Source organism: Aminiphilus sp., assembly GCF_029975095.1.
In the GTDB taxonomy this organism is placed as follows: Bacteria; Synergistota; Synergistia; order Synergistales; family Aminiphilaceae; genus Aminiphilus.
In genome coordinates this window covers 1-21,178 of sequence record NZ_JARKPW010000140.1, presented here as the reverse complement: position 1 = coordinate 21,178, position 21,178 = coordinate 1, and the positions used below count along the sequence as shown (strand labels likewise).

Annotated in this window: 20 protein-coding genes and 1 pseudogene; 3 read left to right on the top strand and 18 right to left on the bottom strand. The window is 55.5% G+C overall.

Translation table 11 applies throughout. The annotated features are described in order from the left end of the window. On the top strand, window positions 1-1,333 hold a 1,333-nt coding region (locus tag Q1K49_RS08585; protein WP_300525081.1), incomplete at its 5' end, for a Sua5/YciO/YrdC/YwlC family protein. A gap of 310 nt (window positions 1,334-1,643) precedes the next feature. Here Q1K49_RS08585 and glpX read toward each other — a convergent pair. The 14 genes and pseudogenes from glpX to prfB form a co-directional block, all read right to left on the bottom strand. Continuing rightward, window positions 1,644-2,636 carry a class II fructose-bisphosphatase gene (gene glpX, locus Q1K49_RS08580; RefSeq protein WP_300525079.1) on the bottom strand — a complete coding sequence of 331 codons (993 nt, stop codon included), beginning with the start codon at window positions 2,634-2,636 and terminating at the stop codon, window positions 1,644-1,646. A 119-nt stretch (window positions 2,637-2,755) separates the two neighbouring features. Beyond that, a complete protein-coding gene (gene purB, locus Q1K49_RS08575) occupies window positions 2,756-4,066 on the bottom strand; it encodes an adenylosuccinate lyase (protein ID WP_300525076.1) in 1,311 nt (436 codons plus the stop codon). Beyond that, complete coding sequence (locus Q1K49_RS08570) at window positions 4,059-4,520, bottom strand: DUF4416 family protein (RefSeq protein ID WP_300525088.1); 462 nt, start codon at window positions 4,518-4,520, stop codon at window positions 4,059-4,061. The genes purB and Q1K49_RS08570 overlap by 8 nt, the downstream gene beginning before the upstream one ends. 47 nt (window positions 4,521-4,567) lie before the next feature. Next, window positions 4,568-5,365 carry a hypothetical protein gene (locus tag Q1K49_RS08565; protein WP_300525075.1) on the bottom strand — a complete coding sequence of 266 codons (798 nt, stop codon included), beginning with the start codon at window positions 5,363-5,365 and terminating at the stop codon, window positions 4,568-4,570. Next, window positions 5,349-6,272 (bottom strand): signal recognition particle-docking protein FtsY, encoded by a 924-nt coding sequence (gene ftsY, locus Q1K49_RS08560; RefSeq protein WP_366146055.1) that lies wholly within the window; start codon window positions 6,270-6,272, stop codon window positions 5,349-5,351. Before ftsY ends, Q1K49_RS08565 begins: the two co-directional genes overlap by 17 nt. A 23-nt stretch (window positions 6,273-6,295) precedes the next feature. Beyond that, window positions 6,296-7,612, bottom strand: coding sequence for a regulatory iron-sulfur-containing complex subunit RicT (gene ricT, locus Q1K49_RS08555; protein WP_300525085.1), 1,317 nt, complete (start codon window positions 7,610-7,612; stop codon window positions 6,296-6,298). A gap of 154 nt (window positions 7,613-7,766) precedes the next feature. Continuing rightward, complete coding sequence (locus Q1K49_RS08550; RefSeq protein ID WP_300525069.1) at window positions 7,767-8,543, bottom strand: DNA polymerase III subunit delta'; 777 nt, start codon at window positions 8,541-8,543, stop codon at window positions 7,767-7,769. After that, a complete protein-coding gene (locus Q1K49_RS08545; protein WP_300525066.1) occupies window positions 8,519-8,971 on the bottom strand; it encodes a DUF327 family protein in 453 nt (150 codons plus the stop codon). The genes Q1K49_RS08550 and Q1K49_RS08545 overlap by 25 nt, the downstream gene beginning before the upstream one ends. After that, on the bottom strand, window positions 8,968-9,609 hold the full coding sequence (tmk, locus tag Q1K49_RS08540) for a dTMP kinase (RefSeq protein WP_300525062.1): 642 nt from the start codon (window positions 9,607-9,609) through the stop codon (window positions 8,968-8,970). Before tmk ends, Q1K49_RS08545 begins: the two co-directional genes overlap by 4 nt. Further along, window positions 9,609-10,970 carry an MlaD family protein gene (locus tag Q1K49_RS08535; protein ID WP_300525059.1) on the bottom strand — a complete coding sequence of 454 codons (1,362 nt, stop codon included), beginning with the start codon at window positions 10,968-10,970 and terminating at the stop codon, window positions 9,609-9,611. The genes tmk and Q1K49_RS08535 overlap by 1 nt, the downstream gene beginning before the upstream one ends. Further along, a complete protein-coding gene (locus tag Q1K49_RS08530) occupies window positions 10,955-11,734 on the bottom strand; it encodes an ATP-binding cassette domain-containing protein (protein WP_300525056.1) in 780 nt (259 codons plus the stop codon). Before Q1K49_RS08530 ends, Q1K49_RS08535 begins: the two co-directional genes overlap by 16 nt. 4 nt (window positions 11,735-11,738) lie before the next feature. Continuing rightward, window positions 11,739-12,524 (bottom strand): ABC transporter permease, encoded by a 786-nt coding sequence (locus Q1K49_RS08525; RefSeq protein WP_300525053.1) that lies wholly within the window; start codon window positions 12,522-12,524, stop codon window positions 11,739-11,741. A 23-nt stretch (window positions 12,525-12,547) separates the two neighbouring features. Next, window positions 12,548-14,521 (bottom strand): SpoIVB peptidase S55 domain-containing protein, encoded by a 1,974-nt coding sequence (locus tag Q1K49_RS08520; RefSeq protein ID WP_300525051.1) that lies wholly within the window; start codon window positions 14,519-14,521, stop codon window positions 12,548-12,550. A gap of 130 nt (window positions 14,522-14,651) precedes the next feature. Next, a pseudogene (gene prfB, locus Q1K49_RS08515) lies at window positions 14,652-15,753 on the bottom strand (peptide chain release factor 2). Between the two features lie 83 nt (window positions 15,754-15,836). On the opposite strand from prfB, the gene Q1K49_RS08510 reads away from it, so the two are divergent. Then, on the top strand, window positions 15,837-16,862 hold the full coding sequence (locus Q1K49_RS08510) for a biotin--[acetyl-CoA-carboxylase] ligase (RefSeq protein WP_300525049.1): 1,026 nt from the start codon (window positions 15,837-15,839) through the stop codon (window positions 16,860-16,862). Between the two features lie 5 nt (window positions 16,863-16,867). Continuing rightward, window positions 16,868-17,899 carry a selenide, water dikinase SelD gene (gene selD, locus Q1K49_RS08505; protein WP_300525046.1) on the top strand — a complete coding sequence of 344 codons (1,032 nt, stop codon included), beginning with the start codon at window positions 16,868-16,870 and terminating at the stop codon, window positions 17,897-17,899. A gap of 126 nt (window positions 17,900-18,025) precedes the next feature. Here the strand turns inward: selD and Q1K49_RS08500 are convergent, their stop codons facing one another. The 4 genes from Q1K49_RS08500 to Q1K49_RS08485 form a co-directional block, all read right to left on the bottom strand. Continuing rightward, the gene (locus tag Q1K49_RS08500; protein ID WP_300525043.1) at window positions 18,026-18,829 is read right to left on the bottom strand and encodes a hypothetical protein; all 804 of its coding nucleotides are present in this window, start codon (window positions 18,827-18,829) and stop codon (window positions 18,026-18,028) included. Window positions 18,830-18,879: 50 nt separating this feature from the next. Beyond that, complete coding sequence (locus tag Q1K49_RS08495; protein ID WP_300525040.1) at window positions 18,880-19,818, bottom strand: bifunctional 5,10-methylenetetrahydrofolate dehydrogenase/5,10-methenyltetrahydrofolate cyclohydrolase; 939 nt, start codon at window positions 19,816-19,818, stop codon at window positions 18,880-18,882. Window positions 19,819-19,833: 15 nt separating this feature from the next. After that, the gene (locus tag Q1K49_RS08490; RefSeq protein WP_300525083.1) at window positions 19,834-20,448 is read right to left on the bottom strand and encodes a cyclodeaminase/cyclohydrolase family protein; all 615 of its coding nucleotides are present in this window, start codon (window positions 20,446-20,448) and stop codon (window positions 19,834-19,836) included. A 97-nt stretch (window positions 20,449-20,545) separates the two neighbouring features. Beyond that, window positions 20,546-21,178 (bottom strand): amidohydrolase family protein (locus Q1K49_RS08485; RefSeq protein WP_300525037.1); only part of this gene is annotated, 633 nt, incomplete at its 5' end.

The following is a 21,178-nucleotide window of genomic DNA, read 5'->3' as shown; positions in this document are numbered from 1 at the left end:
GCTGGTCATGACCAGCGCGAACCTGAGCGACGAGCCGCTTGTGGCGGATACTCCCGAGGCGCTCATCCGGCTCCGTCACCTTGCGGATTTTTTTCTCGAACACGACCGTCCCATAAGGCGGCGCATCGATGATTCCGTGGTCGCCTGTCCGTCGGAGTTGCCCGTGGTGGTACGGAGAGCGCGAGGCTACGTCCCCACGCCGTTTGTCGCTGACGCACCGCTGCCGGACCTTCTCGCGGCGGGAGCGGAGATGAAGGCGACCTTCGCGGTAACGCAGGGAAACTCTCTCTTTCTGAGTCAGTATCTTGGGGATTTGAAAGAACTTGAGACAATGGATCTCTACAAGGATGCACTTCTGCATTTTCTGGAATTGTTCAAAATCACTCCCCGTCTTCTCGTGAAGGATCTTCATCCTCAATTCGTCTCCTCCCGTCTTGTCGAGGAAGTACTTGCTTCTTCCTTCGAAGCGACGCTGGCCGTACAGCACCACCACGCACATCTCGCGGCGTGTCTCTTTGAAAATCGTGTTGAGGAACCCACGCTCGGGGTCATTCTGGACGGCGTGGGATATGGGACGGACGGAACGCTTTGGGGAGGTGAACTCCTCTATGGAAATGCTCGTTTCTTTCGCCGGGTGGGAGCTTTGGAGAATTTTCCGCTCCTTGGGGGAGACCGGGCGGTGAAGGAGCCGTGGCGTGTCGGTTATGCTCTCCTGGTAGCGGCGGTCGGAGAGCACCAGGCGAAGGTACTTGGGAGTGCACTCTGGCCCGAGAGAACGAATGTTTTTGGTGTTCTGGACAGGCTGGCTTGTAATGCTCCGAGTACGACCTCATGCGGTCGTCTTTTTGACGGCGTGGCGGCGTTGCTCGGTTTGCGCTCGGAGGTCTCCTACGACGCTCAAGCTGCCATGGAGCTGGAGGACATTGCGGAAGTCGAGTGTGATGTGCGGGCTCCCTTTTCGGTTGTAAGAAAAGAAGGCTTTCTCCGTATCGACTGGAGGCCGACGGTCCGTTGGCTTCTCGAAAATCGGGGTACAATGGGGCCCGGGGTGCTTTCTCAGGCTTTCCATACCGGTCTTGCTGCCGTTCTTTCCGAAGTGTGCGTTCATCTTGGCAGGTCTCTGAAAACGGAAAAAGTAGCCCTCTCCGGAGGCGTTTGGCAGAATATGCGTCTGCTGGAGGAAACCCGAGCCCGTCTGGAGAGAGCTGGACTTGTCCCATTGCTGCACCGACGGATTCCTCCCAATGACGAATGTGTTGCACTGGGACAGGCGATGATCGGTGCGGCTCATTGGAAAGCGGCGAGTTCAGAACAAAAATTGAGAAAGCTCTGATTAAAGGGGTTGTGCCCTCTCTCGACCTCGATCGTATTGTGCCTTCCTGAGGTCGACGTGGCGTTTGTCAGAGGTTCCTGGAATGAACTGAATGGAAATCTCAAAAAAGCGGGTTTGTTGTGGAGGTTTCTGTGGTATTGAAGCGTTTTTTGAATAACATTACAGCAGCAAGGTATTATTTCTTAAAGAACATTTGAACAGTTTTTGAGCAAGTTGAGAATAAAAAATAACCAATACACGAAGAAGAAACGAAAAAAATCAATGTCTTGCGTCTCTTCTTCGTGTTGGGCCATCGTAATGAGAAGATCAGCTACGCTTTTCCGCTGTAGTTGATGCTGCTGAAAGTCTGCAATTTCTCTGCACTGTGGAGAGCGTCGATATAACGGATGGTCCCGCTTTTTGAACGCATGACCAGAGAATGTGTGTGAATACGATTTCCGTCGTAACGGACGCCTCGAAGGAGCTCTCCATCCGTGACACCTGTTGCCGCAAAGAAGACATTGTCGCTTTTTACCAGGTCATTGATATAGAGGACCTTCTTGGGGTCGAGTCCCTTTTCCTTGCATTGAGCTGCCTCAATGTCGTTTCGAGGCCACAGTTTGCACTGGAAGTCTCCTCCCACGCAAAGAAGTGCACAGGCGGTGATGACTGCTTCCGGGGATCCACCTATGCCCATGAGGAGATCCATGCCGCTGCCCTGTTTGCACGTCATGAGCGCTCCCGAGACATCTCCGTCGGAGATGAAGCGGATGCGTGCACCCGTTGCCCTGATCTCGGACACGAGCTGTTGGTGTCTTGGCCGATCGAGAACCACGACAGTGACGTCCTCCTTGCCTTTCTTTTTAGCCTTTGCCACTGCTGCGATGTTTTCTGCGACGGGTGCATTGATATCGATTACTCCTGCTGCTTCGGGGCCCGTCGCTATTTTGTCCATGTAGTAGATGTGTTTCGGATCGAAGAGCGTTCCTTTTTCGGCGACAGCGACGACGCTCACCGCATTGGGACGTCCCTGCGAGGTGAGGGTCGTTCCATCGATAGGATCCACGGCAATGTCCACGAGGGGCGGTTCTCCCGTGCCGAGCCGCTCGCCGTTGAAAAGCATGGGTGCCTGATCTTTTTCTCCTTCACCGATGACGACGATGCCATCCATTGTCACCGTGTTGAGCATGAAACGCATAGCATTCACAGCTGCGCCATCGGCACCGTTTTTGTCGCCTCGTCCCATCCATCTGCCCGCTGCCATTGCAGCGGCCTCTGTAGCCCGAACCAATTCGAGCGCCATGTTGCGGTCTGGTTTGTCCAAAAAACACACCCCCCTCAATAGGTTGTTTCAGTGGCCTCCACGAATGCGTTCTTTTTTCTCCATTTGCCTGGCACGCCCCGTGTTGGGCGCGTTAGGGAAAGGACGTACGTCCGGAGCGATCACCCCTGGTCGGGTGAGGGTGGAAAACGGTTGAAAATAGCATCCACGTGCCGGAGGTAATGGTCCGGGGTGAAGAGCTGAGGCAATTTTTCTTCGGGAAGAACAGAAGCCACCTGGGGGATTGCGGTGAGGAGGTCGGCAAAATCACCTTCTCCGTTCCAACAGCGCATGGCGGCGCTTTGAACGTGATGGTAGGCATCTTCCCGGGTCATGCCGCCTTCCTCGATGAGGTGAAGCAAAACCCTCTGGCTGTAGAGAAGTCCTCTGGTGAGATTCATGTTCGAGGCCATGCGGTCCTTGTCTATGGTCATTTCGGAAACGAGCCGCTTCAGTGCAAGCAGCATGTAATGGGCCAGATGGAAGGCATCCGGCCAGATAACCCGCTCTGTCGAGGAATGGCTGATGTCTCGCTCGTGCCAAAGCGCCATGTTTTCCATAGCGGTAACAGCGTAACCGCGAAGCAGGCGGGCCATGCCGCAGAGGCGTTCGCTGATGATGGGATTCCGTTTGTGCGGCATGGCGGAAGAGCCTTTCTGTCCTTTGCGGAAGGGTTCTCCCGCTTCGAGAACCTCCGTTCTTTGCAAATGACGGAATTCGGTGGCCATGCGCTCGATGCTTCCTCCGAGTACGGAAAGCGTGGTGAGGACGAAGGCGTGCCGGTCCCGCTGCAGGATCTGCGTCGATATCGGAGCGGGATCGAGTTTCAGAAGCTGGCACGTCCGTGCCTCGATGGAGGGAGGACAGTGAGCGTAAGTGCCGACCGCACCGGAGATTTTTCCAGTGCTGATCTGCTCCTTGGCGAGGCGAAGCCGCGAACTGTTTCGCTCCAGCTCCTCGTACCAATTGAGGAGTTTAAGGCCGAACGTCGTTGGTTCCGCATGAACTCCGTGGGTTCTTCCGACGCAGAGCGTGGTCTTATATTTCCATGCTTGTGAGAGAACAGTGTTCTTCACCTCTTCCACTTCATCAAGAATCAGGGAGAGTGCCTCCTTGAGGAGGAGTGACGCTGCAGTGTCCACAACATCACTGCTGGTAAGCCCAAGATGGATATAGCGTCCGCTGGGACCTACATGTTCGGCGACGCAGCTCACGAAAGCGATGACGTCATGCTGGGTGGTTTCCTCGATTTCCGCGATACGTTGCACGTCAAAAGACGCTTTTTCAATGATATCGTCAAAAGCGTCCTGAGGAATGATACCCGCCTCAAGCCACGCCTGACATACGGCAATTTCAACGTCGAGCCATTTCCTGAAGCGATTCTCGTCCGACCAGATGACGTTCATGCCGGCCGTTCTATAACGCTCAATCATGACTGGTTCCTCCTTTTCGCATTGCATCTGCCCAATCGTTTCTTACGGCGGACAGGAATCCATGATATCTTTCGTCCCGAAAATCCGGGAAGGTGTACTCGAAGGAGATCCACTTTCCTCGCCGGTACATGAGAGTTATTTCTGCAAACAGACCTTGCCCGACAGGAATGCGCTGTGCCCGGTCCTTTGTGGAGGCCAGGATAAGGCGGGCTCCGTCGAGAATTCCCGGATCGATGTTGACGCTTCTTTGAGGACCACTTTCTCGTTCAAGAGAGAGTGCCTGCTGTTTCCATGCTGCCAGCTCATCTCCGGATCGAAGTCCTGGAAAAGAGAGAAACCTACGGTAAAGCGGATCACCGATCGAACGATAATATGTGGTGCAGTCGAAAAGAAACGGCGGGCTTTCCCGTTGAGGTTCTCCCCAAATCTCCCGAAGGCGCGGGAAAAGCCACATCCACCGTTCCTCCGAGGGGTAGAGAACTCCCGTGAGAAGAATGCCTCTCATGATGGACTTTCCGCCGGTGGATCCAAGCTCACGTAGCCGAGAAAACGATCCTCCCAGACGCAGGTGAGGACTTCGCCCTCGGGGGAAGTCTGGGGAGCATCGTCGGTTCCCCATCGGCGTACATGGACGCCTTGTTCCTCAAGACGGGCAACGAAAGATTTTCCCGCTGCGGCCCAGAAGGCGATATCCTCCGCGGCACGCATGTCGGAACTCACGTCTTCCATGAGATAAATGCCGCGGTCGAGAGGCGAGAGAAGTATCGTCGTTTCCCGATCCGAAGAGCGAAACGTGAACAGATGTTCCGACTCACGGAGCGCACGTTCCACTTCTTTGCGCGATACGGAAATGTCTCCGAACAGTTCTTTGCCTTTCCTGTTGATGCGTATTGTGTCCTCGCGAACGGACAAGAGCGGAAGAGGTACTTCCCACCAGGCGGGAAGCGCGAAAAGGAGGGACGTGCTTTGAATGTCCAGCATGGAAAGAATTCGGGATCCTTTTTCTTCGACGCAGAGGACGCGTATGCTAGGTGCGAGGCGTTTCACTTCTTGGGGAGTCAAGCAAAAACGCTTCAGAGGGTCGGCATCACGAGTCTCATCGAGAAGACTTTCTAGGGTGTATTCTCCACAGCCGCGTTCCAGAGAGCTGATGAGCTGCTCCTTGGAAAGAAGACGTGCTTCCATTTCCTTCTCGATATGAAGATATTCAAGGCCCAGAAAGAAGAGGTGGCGAAGGGCGTCCTGAAAGGTGTCCTGGAGAAAAAGCTTCTCGGACGATTCATCATTGGACAGGCTCATCGGTTTTCCCTTCTTTCAGCAGCGTTTCCACGAAGTTTCGCGGAGCGAAGAGCCGAAGGTCCTCCGCGCTTTCTCCCAGACCTACGTAACGGATAGGAAGATGCAACGAGTCGACAACGGAAAGCAGGATACCGCCTTTAGCGGTGTTGTCGTATTTTGTGAGTACGATGCCAGTCAAAGGAAGCGCTGCATTGAACGCCTCGGCCTGTCGAAATGCGTTTTGTCCCATCACCGCGTCAAGAACGAGAAGAACCTCCGCGGGGCCCTCGGGAATTTCCCGGGAAACCACACGGTGAACTTTCTGCAGTTCCTCCATCAAGTTATGTTTGGTGTGCAGTCTTCCCGCAGTGTCCGCGATGACCATGCGGCAATCCGACGCTCTGGCGGCACGAACGGCATCGAAGACGACCGCTGCGGAATCACTGCCCGGTTCCTGGGCTATGACACGGATTCCCGTTCGCTCGCCCCAGATTTTCAACTGGTCGATGGCAGCGGCACGATACGTGTCCGCTGCGGCGAGGAGGACGCTTTTGCCCTCGTGTTTTGCCTGAAAAGCGAGTTTTCCCGCGGTTGTGGTTTTCCCACTTCCGTTTACGCCGATAAGTAAAACTACGGATGGAGAGAGGTCGGATCGAAGTGGCGCACCCATTCCTGGAACACTTTCCAGCAGTTCCACCAAAATCTCCACGAAGACGTTTCGCAGCGCTTCGGTTTCTCGGATGCGTTTTGTCCGGTGTTCGTCGCGAAGACGTTCGAGAAGACGTTCTGTCAGTGAGATTCCGACATCGCCTGCGATGAGCCGCTCCTCAAGTTCCTCCCAAAACACGTCGTCAATCGAGCGTCCGGAAAAAAGACCTGCTATGCCCCCACTCCACCGCTCGGTGACCCCCTTCAGTTTTTCTTTCAAACTACTCCACAATGCCATTGCGCTCACCCTTTGGATGTTGCATCGACGGTCGTGCGGTCTGGTTTTTCAGCGGAACGGTTTTCTTCCGAAGACGAAGAAGAAGCCTGTGGTTTACGTCTCGGGCGTCGCCTCCGCCTCGTTTTTTGCTTTTGTTCGCCCTCTCCATCGGGGGGAGTTCTTTTCAAAGCCTGTTCTTCCCGCGATGTACGCGGTGAATGCCCGGCGGAGTCGGCATGCCGTTTTCCTTCGGAGGGCCTGGCTGAATTTTTGTTTTCCTCGAGAGGTGCAGGCCTCTCCTCCTGCTGTGTTCTCGGAGAGGTTACACGTTCTTTCCCCTCTTCCTGTTTTGCACTTGCGTTCCTTTTTCGACGACGGCGAGTTTTTTTCGGCTTCTCGAGAATGCTGTCCGAACTCTCGGTATCACCAGGGAAAGACGTTTTTTCCCGCTTCGGTTCTTTTGCTTCCGGTATAGAGGCGAGAGGTGATGTCGTCCCACGTTCCGAAGATGTCCGTTCTTTGGCGACGTGTGGTTTCTCCTCTGTGGATGAAGTGGAAGCCCTAGCGGATCGTTGATGTTTGGCGTTTTCAGAGGATGTGTGCGAAACACGAGGTGCCTCCTGACCGGGAGCGTCCTCTAAAATCCACTCGTCTCCCCGAAGTACGCATTCCTTGAACGCCGGGAAATCGTCCACGGGGACCTCGAATTCCCGTATTCCCTGTCCATAAATTCGAACGGCTCTGGCTTTGATGTCCACACCGGTGACGATGTAGGTTGTCTGGGGCGCACGAATTTTACTCCCCGGATTGGGGAGATGTTCCCAAAGCTCTCGATAGGTGGCGTGTTCGTAGGCCATGCAGCACATAAGGCGTCCGCAAATTCCGGAAATCTTCGTCGGATTCAGGGCAAGGTTCTGTTCCTTCACCATGCGGATACAGATGGGCGAGAAACCGCTCAGCCAGGAACTGCAGCAACAGGGGAGACCGCAGGGGGAGATGCCTCCCAGAACCTTTGCCTCGTCACGGACACCGATTTGACGTAGTTCGATGCGTGTCTTGAATTCCTTGGCCAGATCGCGTACGTAGGCACGGAAATCGACACGCTGCTCCGAAGTGAAATAGAGAAAAAGTTTTTTCTTGTCGAGCAAATACTCCACGTCGACGAGTTTCATGGAAAGGTTGTGTTCACGCAGAAGTTGCCGCGCTGTGGCAAGAACGTGGGCTTCTTCCGCCTGGTGTTCTTCCCGGAGCTCCAGAGCAGTGTCTGTAGCATCGGAAACGAAGATGATCTCCTCAAGCCCCTGTTCGTTTCCACGGGGAGTGGCGTTTTCCCGGTCTTCCATTCTGCGTTGTGTCCGGTACCGCTCAATCTGTTCCGATGTCAAGGGACCAATGACAAGGGCGAGTTCTTCGCCTCGGGATGTCTGGGCGAAGATCCAGCGATTTTTCAGAGGTGCGGCACTCTCGGGCAAATCAACGACGCCAAGATAGCGAGGTTTACCAAAAATCGTCAAAAAGGCATTCAACGGGATACTCCTCCTCAAGGGCCAAATACGCAAGGTCCTGTAACATGGAAACAGCAAGGCGGTTCTTCTCCGAAAAATTGCGGAGCGTTTCTAACCGCTGCGCTTTTAGACCATGCCCGTTTCGTATCAGATAGGAACACCACTGGCGCAGTTCTTCCGTCACGTCTTCGGCGTTTGTGCCGCGTTTTTCGCTGATCCGCCGTATCCACTCCGCTTTCCCTTCCGGAGGTGCTTGTATGGGTGACGGTTCCTCCGAAGAGATGGAAAGCTGCCAGACTCGACTGCGAAGAGTGGGGAGAAGCCGGTCGGCTTCGATGAAAAGAAGAAGATGTGCGGAGGGAGGCGGTTCTTCCACCATTTTCAGGAGGCTGTTGGCAGCCGGGAGAGAGAGGATGTCGGCGCACAACACAACTCCGAGTCGACGAGGTGCGCAAAACGGAGCTAATGAAAGCCCGGCGGCAAGATGTCGGCATTCTTCGATGCCGGGCGCCGTGTCCTGAGTTCCAGCGATCAGGAGGTCGGGATGAAAGAGGTCGCTCCAACTGCGGCAGGACATGCACGCGTCATCTCCGGTTCCGTGAAAACAGAGATACCGATGGGCGAGAATCGACATGGTCCGCAAGAAAGAGGAACGGGATGTGCGCACCACCATCGCCTGGGGAAGGGATCCCTCAGACGTCATTGCAAAAAATTCCTCCAGTGTATGTTCTTCGTTCCGATTCTCTACATGAACAGTGATATGAGACACCCTTTCACCTCGTCCATGAGCTCCAGGAGTTTGCTTCGTTCCCCCTCCTGGGCGAGGACTTTCTCAATTTGGCCCAACATGTTTTCCGTTTTCTCAATGATGACATAGGTCGCTCTATCCGCTCGCCGCCAGCGAAAATCCTTTTTCATCTGCAGTCCTTGTTCGGCCCGGAAAAGCAGGTCACCAACGAGGCGGCGGTATCTGGCGAGCAGCTGTGGGCTGGGATAGCGAAACAATTGCTTGCCCACCGCTTCCACTTCTTCGAGAAGGGCGCTGATTTCAAGAGATTGCAACGATTCGTCGAAAGTTTCTTTGGGAACTTCAACAAGGCGGTGTGCTCCACTGCGTCCTCTCCCGCCCGAAACGGATTGTCCGGTATTTTTCGATACGGATCGTGATTTCTGTTCCCTTGGTTTTTCTACTTTCATAGCGAAATACCGAAACTTTCTCCTAGGTTTTTTTTCAGTAATGCGCAGACATCCGTGAAGACGAGATGCGGCGTGCGCGTTCCATCAATCCGAACGACCCGTTGGGGATATTCCTTCGAAAGCGCCGCATAGCCCTCTCGCACGGAATGCAAAAAAGTAAGCGCTTCGGATTCGATACGATCCGCACTCCCGCGCGCGATTAGTCTTTCCCAAGCCTTCTCCACCGGGACATCGATCCACAACGTGAGATTCGGATTTGGGAAACCACTCGCAGAAAACAGGCTTTCGATCCATGTGCGGGAGATGTTCCTGCCCCACGACTGATATGCCAGCGTGGAATCACAATAGCGTTCGCAAAGGACCAAGCAGCCTCTGTCCAGTGCGGGTTCGATGACCTGACGAACGTGCTCGCAGCGATCCGCAAGGAAAAGATAGAGTTCTGCGTGGCAGTGGAGAAGGTCCCCATGCAAGAGCAATTCCCGGATATGCTTTCCGCCTTTCCAGTCGCCGGGTTCTCTGGTCCAGAGAACCCGGTTTTCTCCTAAGGTGCGGGCGGCAAATTCCGCAGCAAATCTTGCCTGGGTGCTCTTCCCGGAGCCGTCGATACCTTCGAAAGTGACGAACTGTCCATGCTGCATCAGAATCTGTAGTAAACGCCCACGGATTGACGGGATTCCGGATTTCGTTCTTCATGCTTGAAGAGAAAACCGAACCGTTCGTTCACACGAATCCGCCCTTCTGCGGCCCAAAAGCCGCCGTCCTCGTTCCACCATTGCCCCTGGAGGGAGAAGGGCCCGCTCCTGCTTTCCTGCCATAGAAATCCCAATCCCACGTATCCTCTCACGATGCCTGCCCACACGCGTCCCCATGGAAGATCATACGTAGGCGCCAAGGTCAGCCCATCCTGAAGGCCAACGTTTTCCACACCCAGGAGAATGCCGTACGGGAGATCTCTTTTTCCGACCCATATGGAGGCGTCCAGAAGGAGGCTTTCCTCTGCGTCGGTTTTCCCCGAAACAGCGCTGTGCAGAGAAACCTGCCCCTCGGTATGCACGCTCTCAACTTCCTGGATGATGTCCTGTGCCCTCGAGACAGTTTGCCGTACCTCTCGCATCACTTCAGGAAGCGATACTGTCCCTTCGGAGGAGAACAGCTCCTCCTCCACACGCAGGGCGAGCTGTTCCACCTGGGAAGCGGCGTCTCCAAGCTTTGTTACGGCTCGTCGAAGGTCCTTTCCGGAAAGACTGTCTTCGTTGAAATCTCTCAGGACGTCCTCGAGCTGTGTCGCCACGTTTCGAATACGACGGAGCGTTTCCGCGAGCACGTCCTTGTTTTCACGTACGGATGCATCCACGTTCTCCAAAAGGACGGAGAGCTTGCCCGAGACATCCTGGAATTCTTCCTCGGCACGAGAGAGGAAATGACGTGCGTCTTGTGCGGCGTCGCCGATGATGCCGAGCGTAGTTCTTCCTTCCTCGACAAGTCCGGGAAGAGCGTCCAGCATGTCTTTCATGGCGCTTCGCCGCTCTGGATCCCCCAGGATGTCGTTGATGTATGCGAAAGTTCGTCGTACTTCGAGGAAATCTCCCCGGATTTCTTCAAGGGCCTCTTCGAAAGACGGAGGAAGATGCCCTGTGACGGTTTCATCCGAAGAGACCATGCGCTCCGCTCCGCCGCGTACGACCTTTACGCTCGCATCTCCCAGCAAACCGCTTTTGCCTATGGAGAAGACGCTGTCCTCGGGAATGGCTACTTCGGGAGGGAGCGACACGACGACAAACACGCCTTCTGGAGTAAGACGGAGTGCCTGGACTTGGCCGAGCTCCACACCGGAAACGAAAACCGGAGCGCCTACCTGAAGTCCTCCCGCGTCGGGAAACAGCACGGAAAAAGAATATCCCTTCCGCCCGAATAAAGCTCCTCCCGTGACGAACACCAAAGCGCCGAAAAAAACAAGAGCGAAAAAGACAAGGATCCCCGCCTTCAATTCCCGTTCCATGGTTCTTCTCCCCCCTTTGTGACAGGAATCATTCCCTTGGAGAAGAATCTGACACAGGCATCATCAGTGGCATGCCATTCCTCGGGCGTGCCACTCCAGGCGATTTGTCCCTCCTCCATGAGTAGTATCGTGTCGGCCACACCGAGCGCTGAGACGAGATCGTGCGTGACCAGAAGAATGCCTGCTCCGGCTCTCCGCCCTAGACTGGCCACCAGGCGGTCGATGTGTCGTGCCGTCATCGGGTCGAGCCCCGTGGTCGGTTCGTCAAGGAGAAGCAATTCAGGATCATAGACGAGCGCTCTGGCGATAGCAACCCGTCGGCGCATTCCTCCGGAGAGTTCGGCGGGATACAATTTCTCGATTCCCTCCAGTTCGACTTGGGAAAGCATGCGTTCCACCCGGGCGCCGAGTTCGTTTTCATCGGTGATGCCGAGGCAGAATTTCAGAGGGAATCGTACGTTTTCTCCGACAGTGAGAGAATCAAAAAGTGCGCTGCTTTGGAAAACGATACCCATGCGTTTGCGGAGTGCGACGATCACTTCCGGATTGGTCTCAGTATCAAGGTGCGTTCCGAAAAGAACGAGAGTGCCGCCTTGCATGCCGAGGAGTCCCGCAATCAGGCGGAGAACGGTCGTTTTCCCGCATCCGGAGGCGCCCATGAGGGCTGTGATTCCTCCGGGTGCGACAGACATGTTCACCCCGGAGAGGACACGTTTCGTCCCGAAAGACATGGTCACGTTCTGCAGCTGGACAAGGTGTTCCATGGCCTCATCCTCCCCGGGGCATTCCGCCGAAGAAGAGCGTGGACAGAAGATAGTTGAAGGCGAGAATGAGCATATTGCTCCAAATGACGGCACTTGTCGTGGCGATTCCCACACCCCGGGCTCCTGTTTCCGCACGGAAACCTTCGGAGCAGGAGGAGACGGCGATAAGAAGGCCGAAGACGAAACCTTTTGTTACGCCTCCGTAAAGATCGAGCGGTTCGAGCATGACCGCAACGGAACGCCGGAACACGAACGCGCTGACGCCATGAGTGCTCACGTACAAATAAGCGCCGAGGATGCTGATGGCGAAAGAGAAAACGGTGAGCACCGGTAACATGATACAGCTGGCGAGAAGACGTGGCGATCCGACAAAGGACACATCATCGAGACCGAATCCCCGAAGGGCATCCAGTTGTTCCGTCACTTTCATGGAACCGATCTCGGCGGCCATCGCGGCACCAACGCGTCCGGCGACGACAAGACCCGTAAGGACCGGGGACATTTCCCGTACCATGGTGATGGCAATGACGCCCCCGATATATTGCGTTGCCCCGAAGCGAACGAACTGGTCGAGGGTCTGTACGGCCATGACCATCCCAGAGAAGGCGCTTGTCACGGCCACCATGGAAAGGGACCCCACACCGATGCGATCAAGCTGTTCGAAGAACTCTCTTCTTCCCCAGCGACCTCCCCAAATGCCACAGGCCATGCGGCAGCCGTAAAGAGCGAAGGCGCCCAAATCCCCCCAAAACCGAAGAAGCCATCTTCCGATCCAGGCGAAGAACGACATGATCGGCCCTCGACGGGATCTGACTACTGTCCGGAATCGGTTGCGCCGTTTTCGGGCCTCACGTGGAGAACGCGTCGCATGAGACCTTCCACATAATAATTCGACTTGAAAAGGCGCAATGTTCCCTCCTTCATCCTCCGTGCTTTGATTTCACTGAGAAGTTTAGGCTCCTCCTCTTCCGACTTGTCCTGAGAAGATCCCTCGACCTTGGCGAGGAGTTCCACGACAAGTTCATTGTTTGATTCCTTCGCGTTCAGTTCGCTGAGCAGCTCTTCGAAGGCGGCGATGGACCTCCAGCCCTGCAGGATTGACTCTTGTTCAGGTTCTGCGATACCTCCACCCCGAACGAGAATATCGCATGTCCCCTGGGCGCCTTCGGGAATCCTCAGAGTGAACGTCTTCGTCAGGGGATTTCTTCGGTAGGGGCGTAACTTCACGGTTACGGTCACGTCGCTTCCGGGAGCGGCTTCTTTCGGGTCGATCTCCACATCCTCGATGAAAAGCACGCGGGGAACCTGCGTCAATTCCACGTCGATCTGAAATCCAAGGGGTTTTACCTCCCGGAATTCGTTCGTGGAAAAAATATCCGCCAGGTCGGAGAATTCTTTTACGGTATCCCGGGCAAGATCCTCGGGAGAGAAGAACATGTTCGCTCGCGTCCATCCCGTTTCGAGCCCGCCTCCAGAGATAGAAACGGTCACATGGGCCGTTCCCTGCCCCACTCGGCCCCATACGTCGTCCACGATGCCGAGCATTGCTGCAGGAGCAATCTTTGCCACGAGAAAAGGATCGTCCGCCACGTGGAATCTCTTGGTGACGTTTCCTTTCGTCTCCTGGTCCCGGACGGTCACCGTAAACGATACGGAAGGGGCGAAATATCCGATACGCCCACCGATGGCCTGTGGACGGTCCTGGGTGACAGTTCCTACAATCGCCTGGGGCGAGCCCAGTTTGAAAGGAGAGGCCAGGCTGGGAATGACATCGTGGACCCAGGCTCTCGTCACCGGAAAGACAACAGCTCCCCGGTTCAGGAAAGGATGGGCGAAGCCGAGAAAGCGTCCGTCTTTCCCCACCGCCGTGAGAGTGCCGGTGGCGCCGATGGTAATGTCTCCCCAGGCGAGCAGAACGCCGATGGCGTCTCCCGGAGTCATGTGCGCATCGTATTCCACGGGAAGGTCACTTCCGCCGCTTCCCGTACCCATGGCGAGAATCCTGGTGCCTAAGTCCGCTTCCAAGGATTTGGTCGCCCTCGGGCTGAGTCCATCGGCAAGAAGAGGCGCGGCGCGTTCGCGGAGCACCCTGTTGACGTTGGTTTCCTCACGCGTCACTTCCAGAAGGATGGGATCTTTCGCGCCAAAGGAGAACGAAAGAGGTGCGTCCTCCCGATCTGCGTGTTCCTCCGCCGTCGAATCCACGTCGTTGCTGTTTTCATTTTCGCCAGGTTCTTCTTGTTCCGGATTCGGAGAGACGTTTTCTTCGGGCGCTTTGTCTTCGGAGGCGAAAAGAGTAATCCCTTGCGGTAACGGCCGTGAAAAAGGCGGAAGACGCTCCGGCCAGTCCCACACGGAAGCCATGTCTTCGATCGGTGTGACAAGACCAAGCCGATGATCGCTGAAATCCCAGCCATACCCGATGGCACCGACGAGTTTGCCCTCCACGAAAACGGGGCTTCCGCTCATTCCTGCAGCGATGCCTCCCGTTCTTTCCATCAAAGGGCCTGACGCACGGACAAGAATGAGATGTCGCGGAGTTCCCTTGCGTTCGATTACGCTCAGGATCTCCAGGGGAAACGCGACGACCTCCCTTCCCTGGAGAACCGTACGGGCGATCCCTTTCATGCCAGGTTTCACCGAGGTGATCGCAAGTGTGGATATTCCCGCGTCAAAAGCGGGCGGAGAGGCCGAAACCGGCAAGGAAAGAACGCCTTCCGCCGTCAGTACCGCCATGAGAGGGATCATAAACAAAACTAGTCTCCGGAGCATCTTTCTGAAGGTCATGAGATACTCCTTTCTGTCGTTAATGTGCTATTTCCTTGTTTCTGCGGATAACAACGGTATCCCCGTCCGTTTCCTCCAAACGGAGAAATTTCGGACCGGACACTTTTGGTGCCCCAGGGATCACCGTAGATCATCGCGTTTTTTTCCAGCGCAGGTAGGCCATGATGAAATCCTGAATATCGCCGTCCAGGACGGCCTGCACATTTCCTGTTTCATGACTGGTTCGGTGGTCTTTGACCAAAGTGTACGGATGAAGCACATAGGAGCGGATCTGACTTCCCCACTCGATGTCTTTCTTCTCTCCCTGGAGAGCCTCAAGTTTCTCCTGACGCTCCCGGAGTTGCATTTCAAACAATCGCGATTTGAGGATCTGCATGGCCACAGCACGATTCATGTGCTGTGATCGTTCGTCCTGACAGCTGACGACAATACCCGTCGGAAGATGTGTGATACGGACCGCCGAGTCGGTCATATTCACGTACTGGCCCCCGGCACCACTGGCTCTGAATGTGTCGAGCTTCAGGTCTTCCGGTCGGATATCGATCTCCACATCCTCCGGGAGTTCAGGAGAAACATCGACAGAGGCAAAACTCGTGTGTCTCCGCTTTGCCGCGTCGAAGGGAGAAATGCGTACCAGCCGATGCACTCCTCTTTCCGCCTTCAGATAGCCGTAAGCGTAGCGCCCCTTGACCATCAACGTGACGCTTTTGATGCCGGCCTCCATGTCCTGGAGGAGTTCGAGGATTTTGAGGGAAAATCCCTGAGCTTCTCCCCACCGCAGATACATCCGGTAAAGAATCTCCGCCCAATCCTGGGAATCCAAACCTCCCGCACCGGGGTGTACACTGACGAGAGCGTTGCTTTCGTCGTATTCGTCGTTCATGAGCAATTGGAGCTGCTCCCGTTCGGCGTTTTGCCTCAGTGCAGCCGAGCGAGTGTAGAATTCCGCCTCCAACTCCGGATCCGGCGTTTCGGCGACCAGGGACGCAAGAAAATCAAGTTCTTCCGCTTCGGAAGCGAGAGTTTCGAATTGTGCTTTTTTATCCTGGAGACGAGCCAATTCGCGACTCGTCACGTGAGCGTCGGCAGTACTCCAAAAATTCGGTTCGGCGGTCTTCGCGAGAAGACGCTCAATGCGTTCGTTCAATGCAGGCAGGTCAAAGACTGTCCTGCAGATCGCGTAACAACGATCGCAGTTCCTCCAAAATCGTAGTGGTGGAGATGATGGCCATTATCCTTCCTCCTAGAGGTGCATTGTGATCTCTTGTTTTTCATTATATCATCGTCGCGAGACCAAGAAACGGGAGAGATGTCGTTGCTGCGGACGAATTCGACGAAAAGAGCTCTCGTGGAATACCTGCTCCGGCGTCCCGATACGATTGTTTCGGGAGCCGAGTTGTGCGGATACGTGAATGTGAGCCGTCAGGCCGTGTCCAAAGCCGTGGAGGGACTTCGGGAAGAGGGGTTTCCCGTGGAGTCACTCCCCCAAAGAGGATATCGCTTCCAAAGTGCTGGAGAAACCCGAATCAGTCCTTCCTGGATCGAAAGTCTTTTGGGTGACATCCCTTTCGGGCACCCGACCCTGGCATTTGAACGCACTGCTTCAACACAATTCGTCGTGAAGGAATTCGCTCGTGACGGGGCGGAACAGGGACTTCTCGTTTTCGCCGACGAACAAACCCAAGGGCGTGGACGACGGGGCAGAAGCTGGGAATCACCTCACGGAAAAGGCCTTTATTTTTCCTTTCTTTTACGGCCGTCGTTGCGCATGAACGAGCTGCAACTTCTGAGTCTTGCAACGGGACTTGCTGTCAGGGACACGCTCGAAGAGCTTTTGGACGTATCCGCCACATTGAAATGGCCGAACGATGTGCTGTGGCGAGGGCGTAAGCTTTGCGGCATTCTCTGCGAAGCCGCTATTGAGCCTGACAGAGTACATTATGCAGTGATCGGCCTGGGCATCAATCTTTCTCTTTCCTCCGAGCATCTGCCGGAAGACTTGCGACAGCGCGTGACATCGCTTCAGGAAGCGACGGGGCGGAACATACCGAAAAACGCGCTTGCCGCAGCGATAGTTCGCCGCTTTTATGGAGAACTCCAACATCTGTATGAACCGGGGGGCGCTCTGGGGCTGGTCGAAGCCTATCGGGAGAAATGCGAGACCATCGGCTCCACCATCAGTGTCCTCACCGGAGACGAGGTCGTTCAGGGAACGGCGATGGATGTGACCAGCGAGGGGACGCTCGTGGTCGATACACCGCAGGGAAGGCGTTTCTTTCCCGCAGCGGACGTGGTGCACCTTCGTCGCGGGGGCGATGTTTCCTTGCCTGAAGGGAGGTGAGACTCGTGCGGCTTTCTGAACTTGCCAGGACAAGCGGGTGAGCAGCCAAGATAGGTCCGGCGGACCTGTCCTTGATTCTTGGCGGCTTGAGGAAGCCGGAGCATGAACGGCTTCTTTCCGGTTGGGATCACGGTGAGGATGCGGCCCTCTGGGATCTGGGCAACGGCCGCATAGGCATTCTCACGGTGGATTTCATCACTCCCGTAGTGGACGATCCGGAGGTCTGGGGTGAAATCGCGGCGGCTAATGCCCTCAGCGACGTGTTCGCCATGGGGGGTGTGCCTCGGGTGGCACTCAATGTTGTTGCCTATCCTGTGCATTGCAGGCCGCTTGAGGAGCTTGCCCTTGTTCTTCGAGGGGGACAGAAAAAAGTCGACGAGGCAGGTGCTGTTCTCGCAGGAGGACACAGTGTCGAAGATGAAGAGCCGAAATACGGCCTTGTGGTGTTTGGGGATGTCGATGCGAAGAGACTCTGGAGGGTGAACGGCGCACGGCCGGGCGATGCATTACTCCTCACGAAGGCGTTGGGAACGGGTATTCTTGTCACGGCAATCAAAGCCGGTATGGCCGAAGCAGAAGAGATCGACGCGGCGGTGACATGTATGCGAACGCTGAACAACCTTCCCGCATGCCTCCCGCCGGAGCAGCTCGGAGCTGTCGTTGCGTGCACGGACGTGACAGGTTTCGGATTGGCAGGACATTTGTTGGATATGTTGGGAGAAAAGTTGGATGTGGAAGTGCTCTTTTCGGAATTGCCCTTTTTGACCGGTGCAAAGGAAAAGACCGAACTCGGGCTGGTTCCGGCAGGAGCGTACAGAAACAGGGAACTCTATGGTTCAAGAGTTCAAAACCGTGGGAACATCGCTGCTTATGAAAGCGATGTCCTTTTCGACCCCCAGACGTCTGGAGGGCTGCTCCTCGCTGTTCCGGAGACGGAGGCTCCTTCTTTGCTTGCCTCGCTTCATCAGGAAGGGTTCAACGAAGCTCGCCGGATAGGTCGTTTCACCGAAGGGACGGGCCGCATCGAGCTTGTATAACGACCCACCCGCCCGGGTTGGACGAACACGCCGTCCGTCACAGGAGTGATTGCCGGTGTGTTCGTCTTCTTCCCGGGAAAACCCCTTCCTCGGAAACCAAGGGGAACTTTTCTCTCATCGGTTTTCTCAGCGAGTCCCTGTTAAGCGCTGTCTCGAAAAATTCCACACAGCCAAATACTGGTCATAGAGAAAAAGGAAGAGATCCTCGACCAGGTCCACATCGGGCAGGGCAAGGGAGAGCGCGTTAGGGGAACGCAGCAGACGTTCTTTCACCACCAGTGGGGTCAGAGGGTCATAGAGAATGATCCAGCCCCCTTTTTCCGCTTCTGCAACGGTTTTTTCAAGGACATCGAGGTTCTCCTCTTTCTGCCAGAGAGTTATCACGTTTACCGGAGGGCGAATGTGGCGTTGTACTGCTGCATCGATCCAAAATGGGAAGATGGAGGTCAGATCGAGGATCGCCGTCTCGCCGAGGAGTTGTCTTCCAACGCCTACGGTACTTTCCAGGCGTGACTGGAATTCCGCGAGGCGCCTTTGGTAATAGAGATAATTTGCAGCGTCGAAAGTGGAGAGAGAGATGAGCACCCGTTGTCCGAGAGCGGGCATCGTGGCCGGATCAAGAAAGAATGCATCACCCTCTTTTCGGAGAAAGGGCATTCGCTCGAAGAGGGGAACGGAACGATATCCCTCGGAGAGGCCGAACTCCACTGCCTCCGTGCCGTCCAGCGCCACTACGCGAGCGTCTGCAGGAACGTTGGTTTTCACGCGAACAAGTCGCCCGTGGTCGTCGTAGCGAGAAAGCGCATGGACGGAGATATGGATTCCTCCGAGAAAGCGAACCATGAGGGAAAGCAACGGTGTCGTCGCCCAAACTTCCTGTCGGCCTGCGGCAAAGGCGTTGCCGGAGAGGATTTCGAACAGAAGAAACAAGAAGACGGTGCTTCTCAGGACGCGCTTTTCGAGAGGCGCTTTTTTTTGTCTCATGGGTTCCTGTTGTGTGTGTTGCTGCACCCAAGCTCGTGTGTAGAAGGGATATGCGTCGCCCCGTAACGAGAGCGTGGAGTGGAAGCCTCTGCGCGTAACAGTGCGTTTCGCACGACGTTGGCGAGGAGGATGCTCACCGTGACAGGACCGATGCCTCCGGGCACGGGAGAGAATGCTTTCAAATGGGACGAGGATGCCGTCTTCGCGTCTCCGACCAAAGTTCCCTCGGGTGTCACGTTCGTGCCTACGTCTACGAGAACGCTCTCGGGCTTCATCTGTATCGCATCGATGACGTGCGCTTTCCCGATAGCGGTGACGACGACATCAGCACATTCGAGGAACATTGCGGGGTTTCTACTTCGACTGTGTACCACCGTCACGGTGGCGTTTTTTTCCAGGAGGAGAAGCGCCAGCGCTCTTCCTACGGAAACGCTCCGCCCCATCACTACCGCAGAAAGACCGTCGAGACGATCCAGCGCATACCATTCGAGCAGCCGTATCACTGCCTCGGCGGTGCAGGGGACGGGAAATCCCTTTTCACCAAGATAGAGTCTCCCCAGGTTCAGAGGATGGAGCCCCTCCACATCTTTTTCCGGGAGCAGTGCACTACGTAAACATATTTCCCATCCTCCGGGAAGAGGATGTTCAATAAAAACGCCGTCTATTTCAGGGTCTGCATTGAGGAGGCGCAAGCATTCCAGGACTTTCCCCTTTTCGGTTGTAGCCGGAAAAGGGAAGATGCGTACCGACATGCCCAATTTCTCTCCGTTCTTCACTTTCTGCTGGAGATAGGCCTCCGATCCGGCGTCATTTCCCACCTGGACAATCGCAAGTCCTGGAGGTGCTTTTCGCGCGCTCTCCAGGTCGATGATTTTCTCGGCACACCAGTTCTTCAATGCGTCCGCCAGTGGTTTACCGCGAAGTTCGAGGGTCATGGGAAGTCTCTCTTCTCAGGAAAGCTGCGCTTCGACGAAATCGGTCGTTTGGAGCGCAAACTTTCGAACCGCCTGAAGGTGTTGTTTCGTTTCTTTTTCGAGGCGGGCAACCTGAAGTTGGTCCCGGATGGCTTTTGTGTTGATGCGTACATTGTAGGCTGCGGTTTGTGCGGCGGAAAGGGCGAACGCAGCAGCGGCACCTGCGTCCGTCAATGCGTTCGGGTTGCCGCGTTCTGCTGTCGCGGAGGCAAGGAGTGCGATGTCGGCGCAGAGGCGAAGCGTCTCAAGGGGGACTTCCGCAGCTTGTAACAGCGCGTCCTGCATGGCATCCGCTCTTGTTTTTTTCTGCTCTTCCGTTTCCTTCGGGAGTTTCATAGCCGCCATAAATTCGTTGAACGCGTCGGCGTCCTCTTTCATGAGTCGAAGAAAGCGAGAGCGCAATACATCGCTTTTTTCTGCGATTGTCTCCATTTCTTTCCAATGGTCTCGAAATTTTTCCTTGCCGAGGGTCAAGCGGGCAACCATGGAAACAAGCCCGGCTGCGGCGGCAGCACCCAAAGCGGCGACCGTTCCTCCGCCGGGTGCGGGAGAATCGGACGCAAGCTCGTCGAAGAACACGGAAAGAGCCATGTCTGCGGCGTTCACTGGTGTTCATCCCCTTTCAGACTTGAGAAACCCATAGTATTTTCCCACAAAAGAGCTGCCCGTTTCCTGTCCGAGGGTTTTGTCAGACGACTTTTTCTCCGGCTTTGTAAACCTCTTCCACGGGGGAAACGCCGGCATGATAGGCAAACAGCGCGGGGCTTTTCCCTGCCAGGAGAAGGAAATCCGCACGTTTTCCTCGATCGAGACTGCCTACAACAGAGGATAGTCCGACTCCATACGCGGCATTCAACGTGGAGGCGACGAACGCTTCCGCGACGGAGAGTCCCATTTGCATTACCGCCAGACCGAAGATGAAGGGCATGGATTCAGTGTAGCACGATCTTGGATTACAGTCCGTGGCGATGGCAAGAGGGACGCCCAGTTCGATCATCTTCCGCGCGGGAGCGTAGGGCTTGCGGAGGCTGTAGGCTGTTGCGGGAAGAAGAATGCCCAATATATTCTTCTCGGCCATTTTGCGGAGGTTGTCTTCGCTTGCCGCGAGGAGATGCTCCGCCGAGAGTGTTCGAAGCTCCGCAGCGAGACCGGCTCCTCCCAGATCGTGGACCTCGTCGGCATGAATCTTGAGCCCGAGGCCGCAGTTTCGGGCTGCCTTGAGAATTCGCCGGCTTTGATCGACCGAGAAGACGCCCTCTTCACAGAAAACGTCACAGAAAAGAGCCACGCCTTGTGCCCGCACGGCGGGCAACATTTCTTC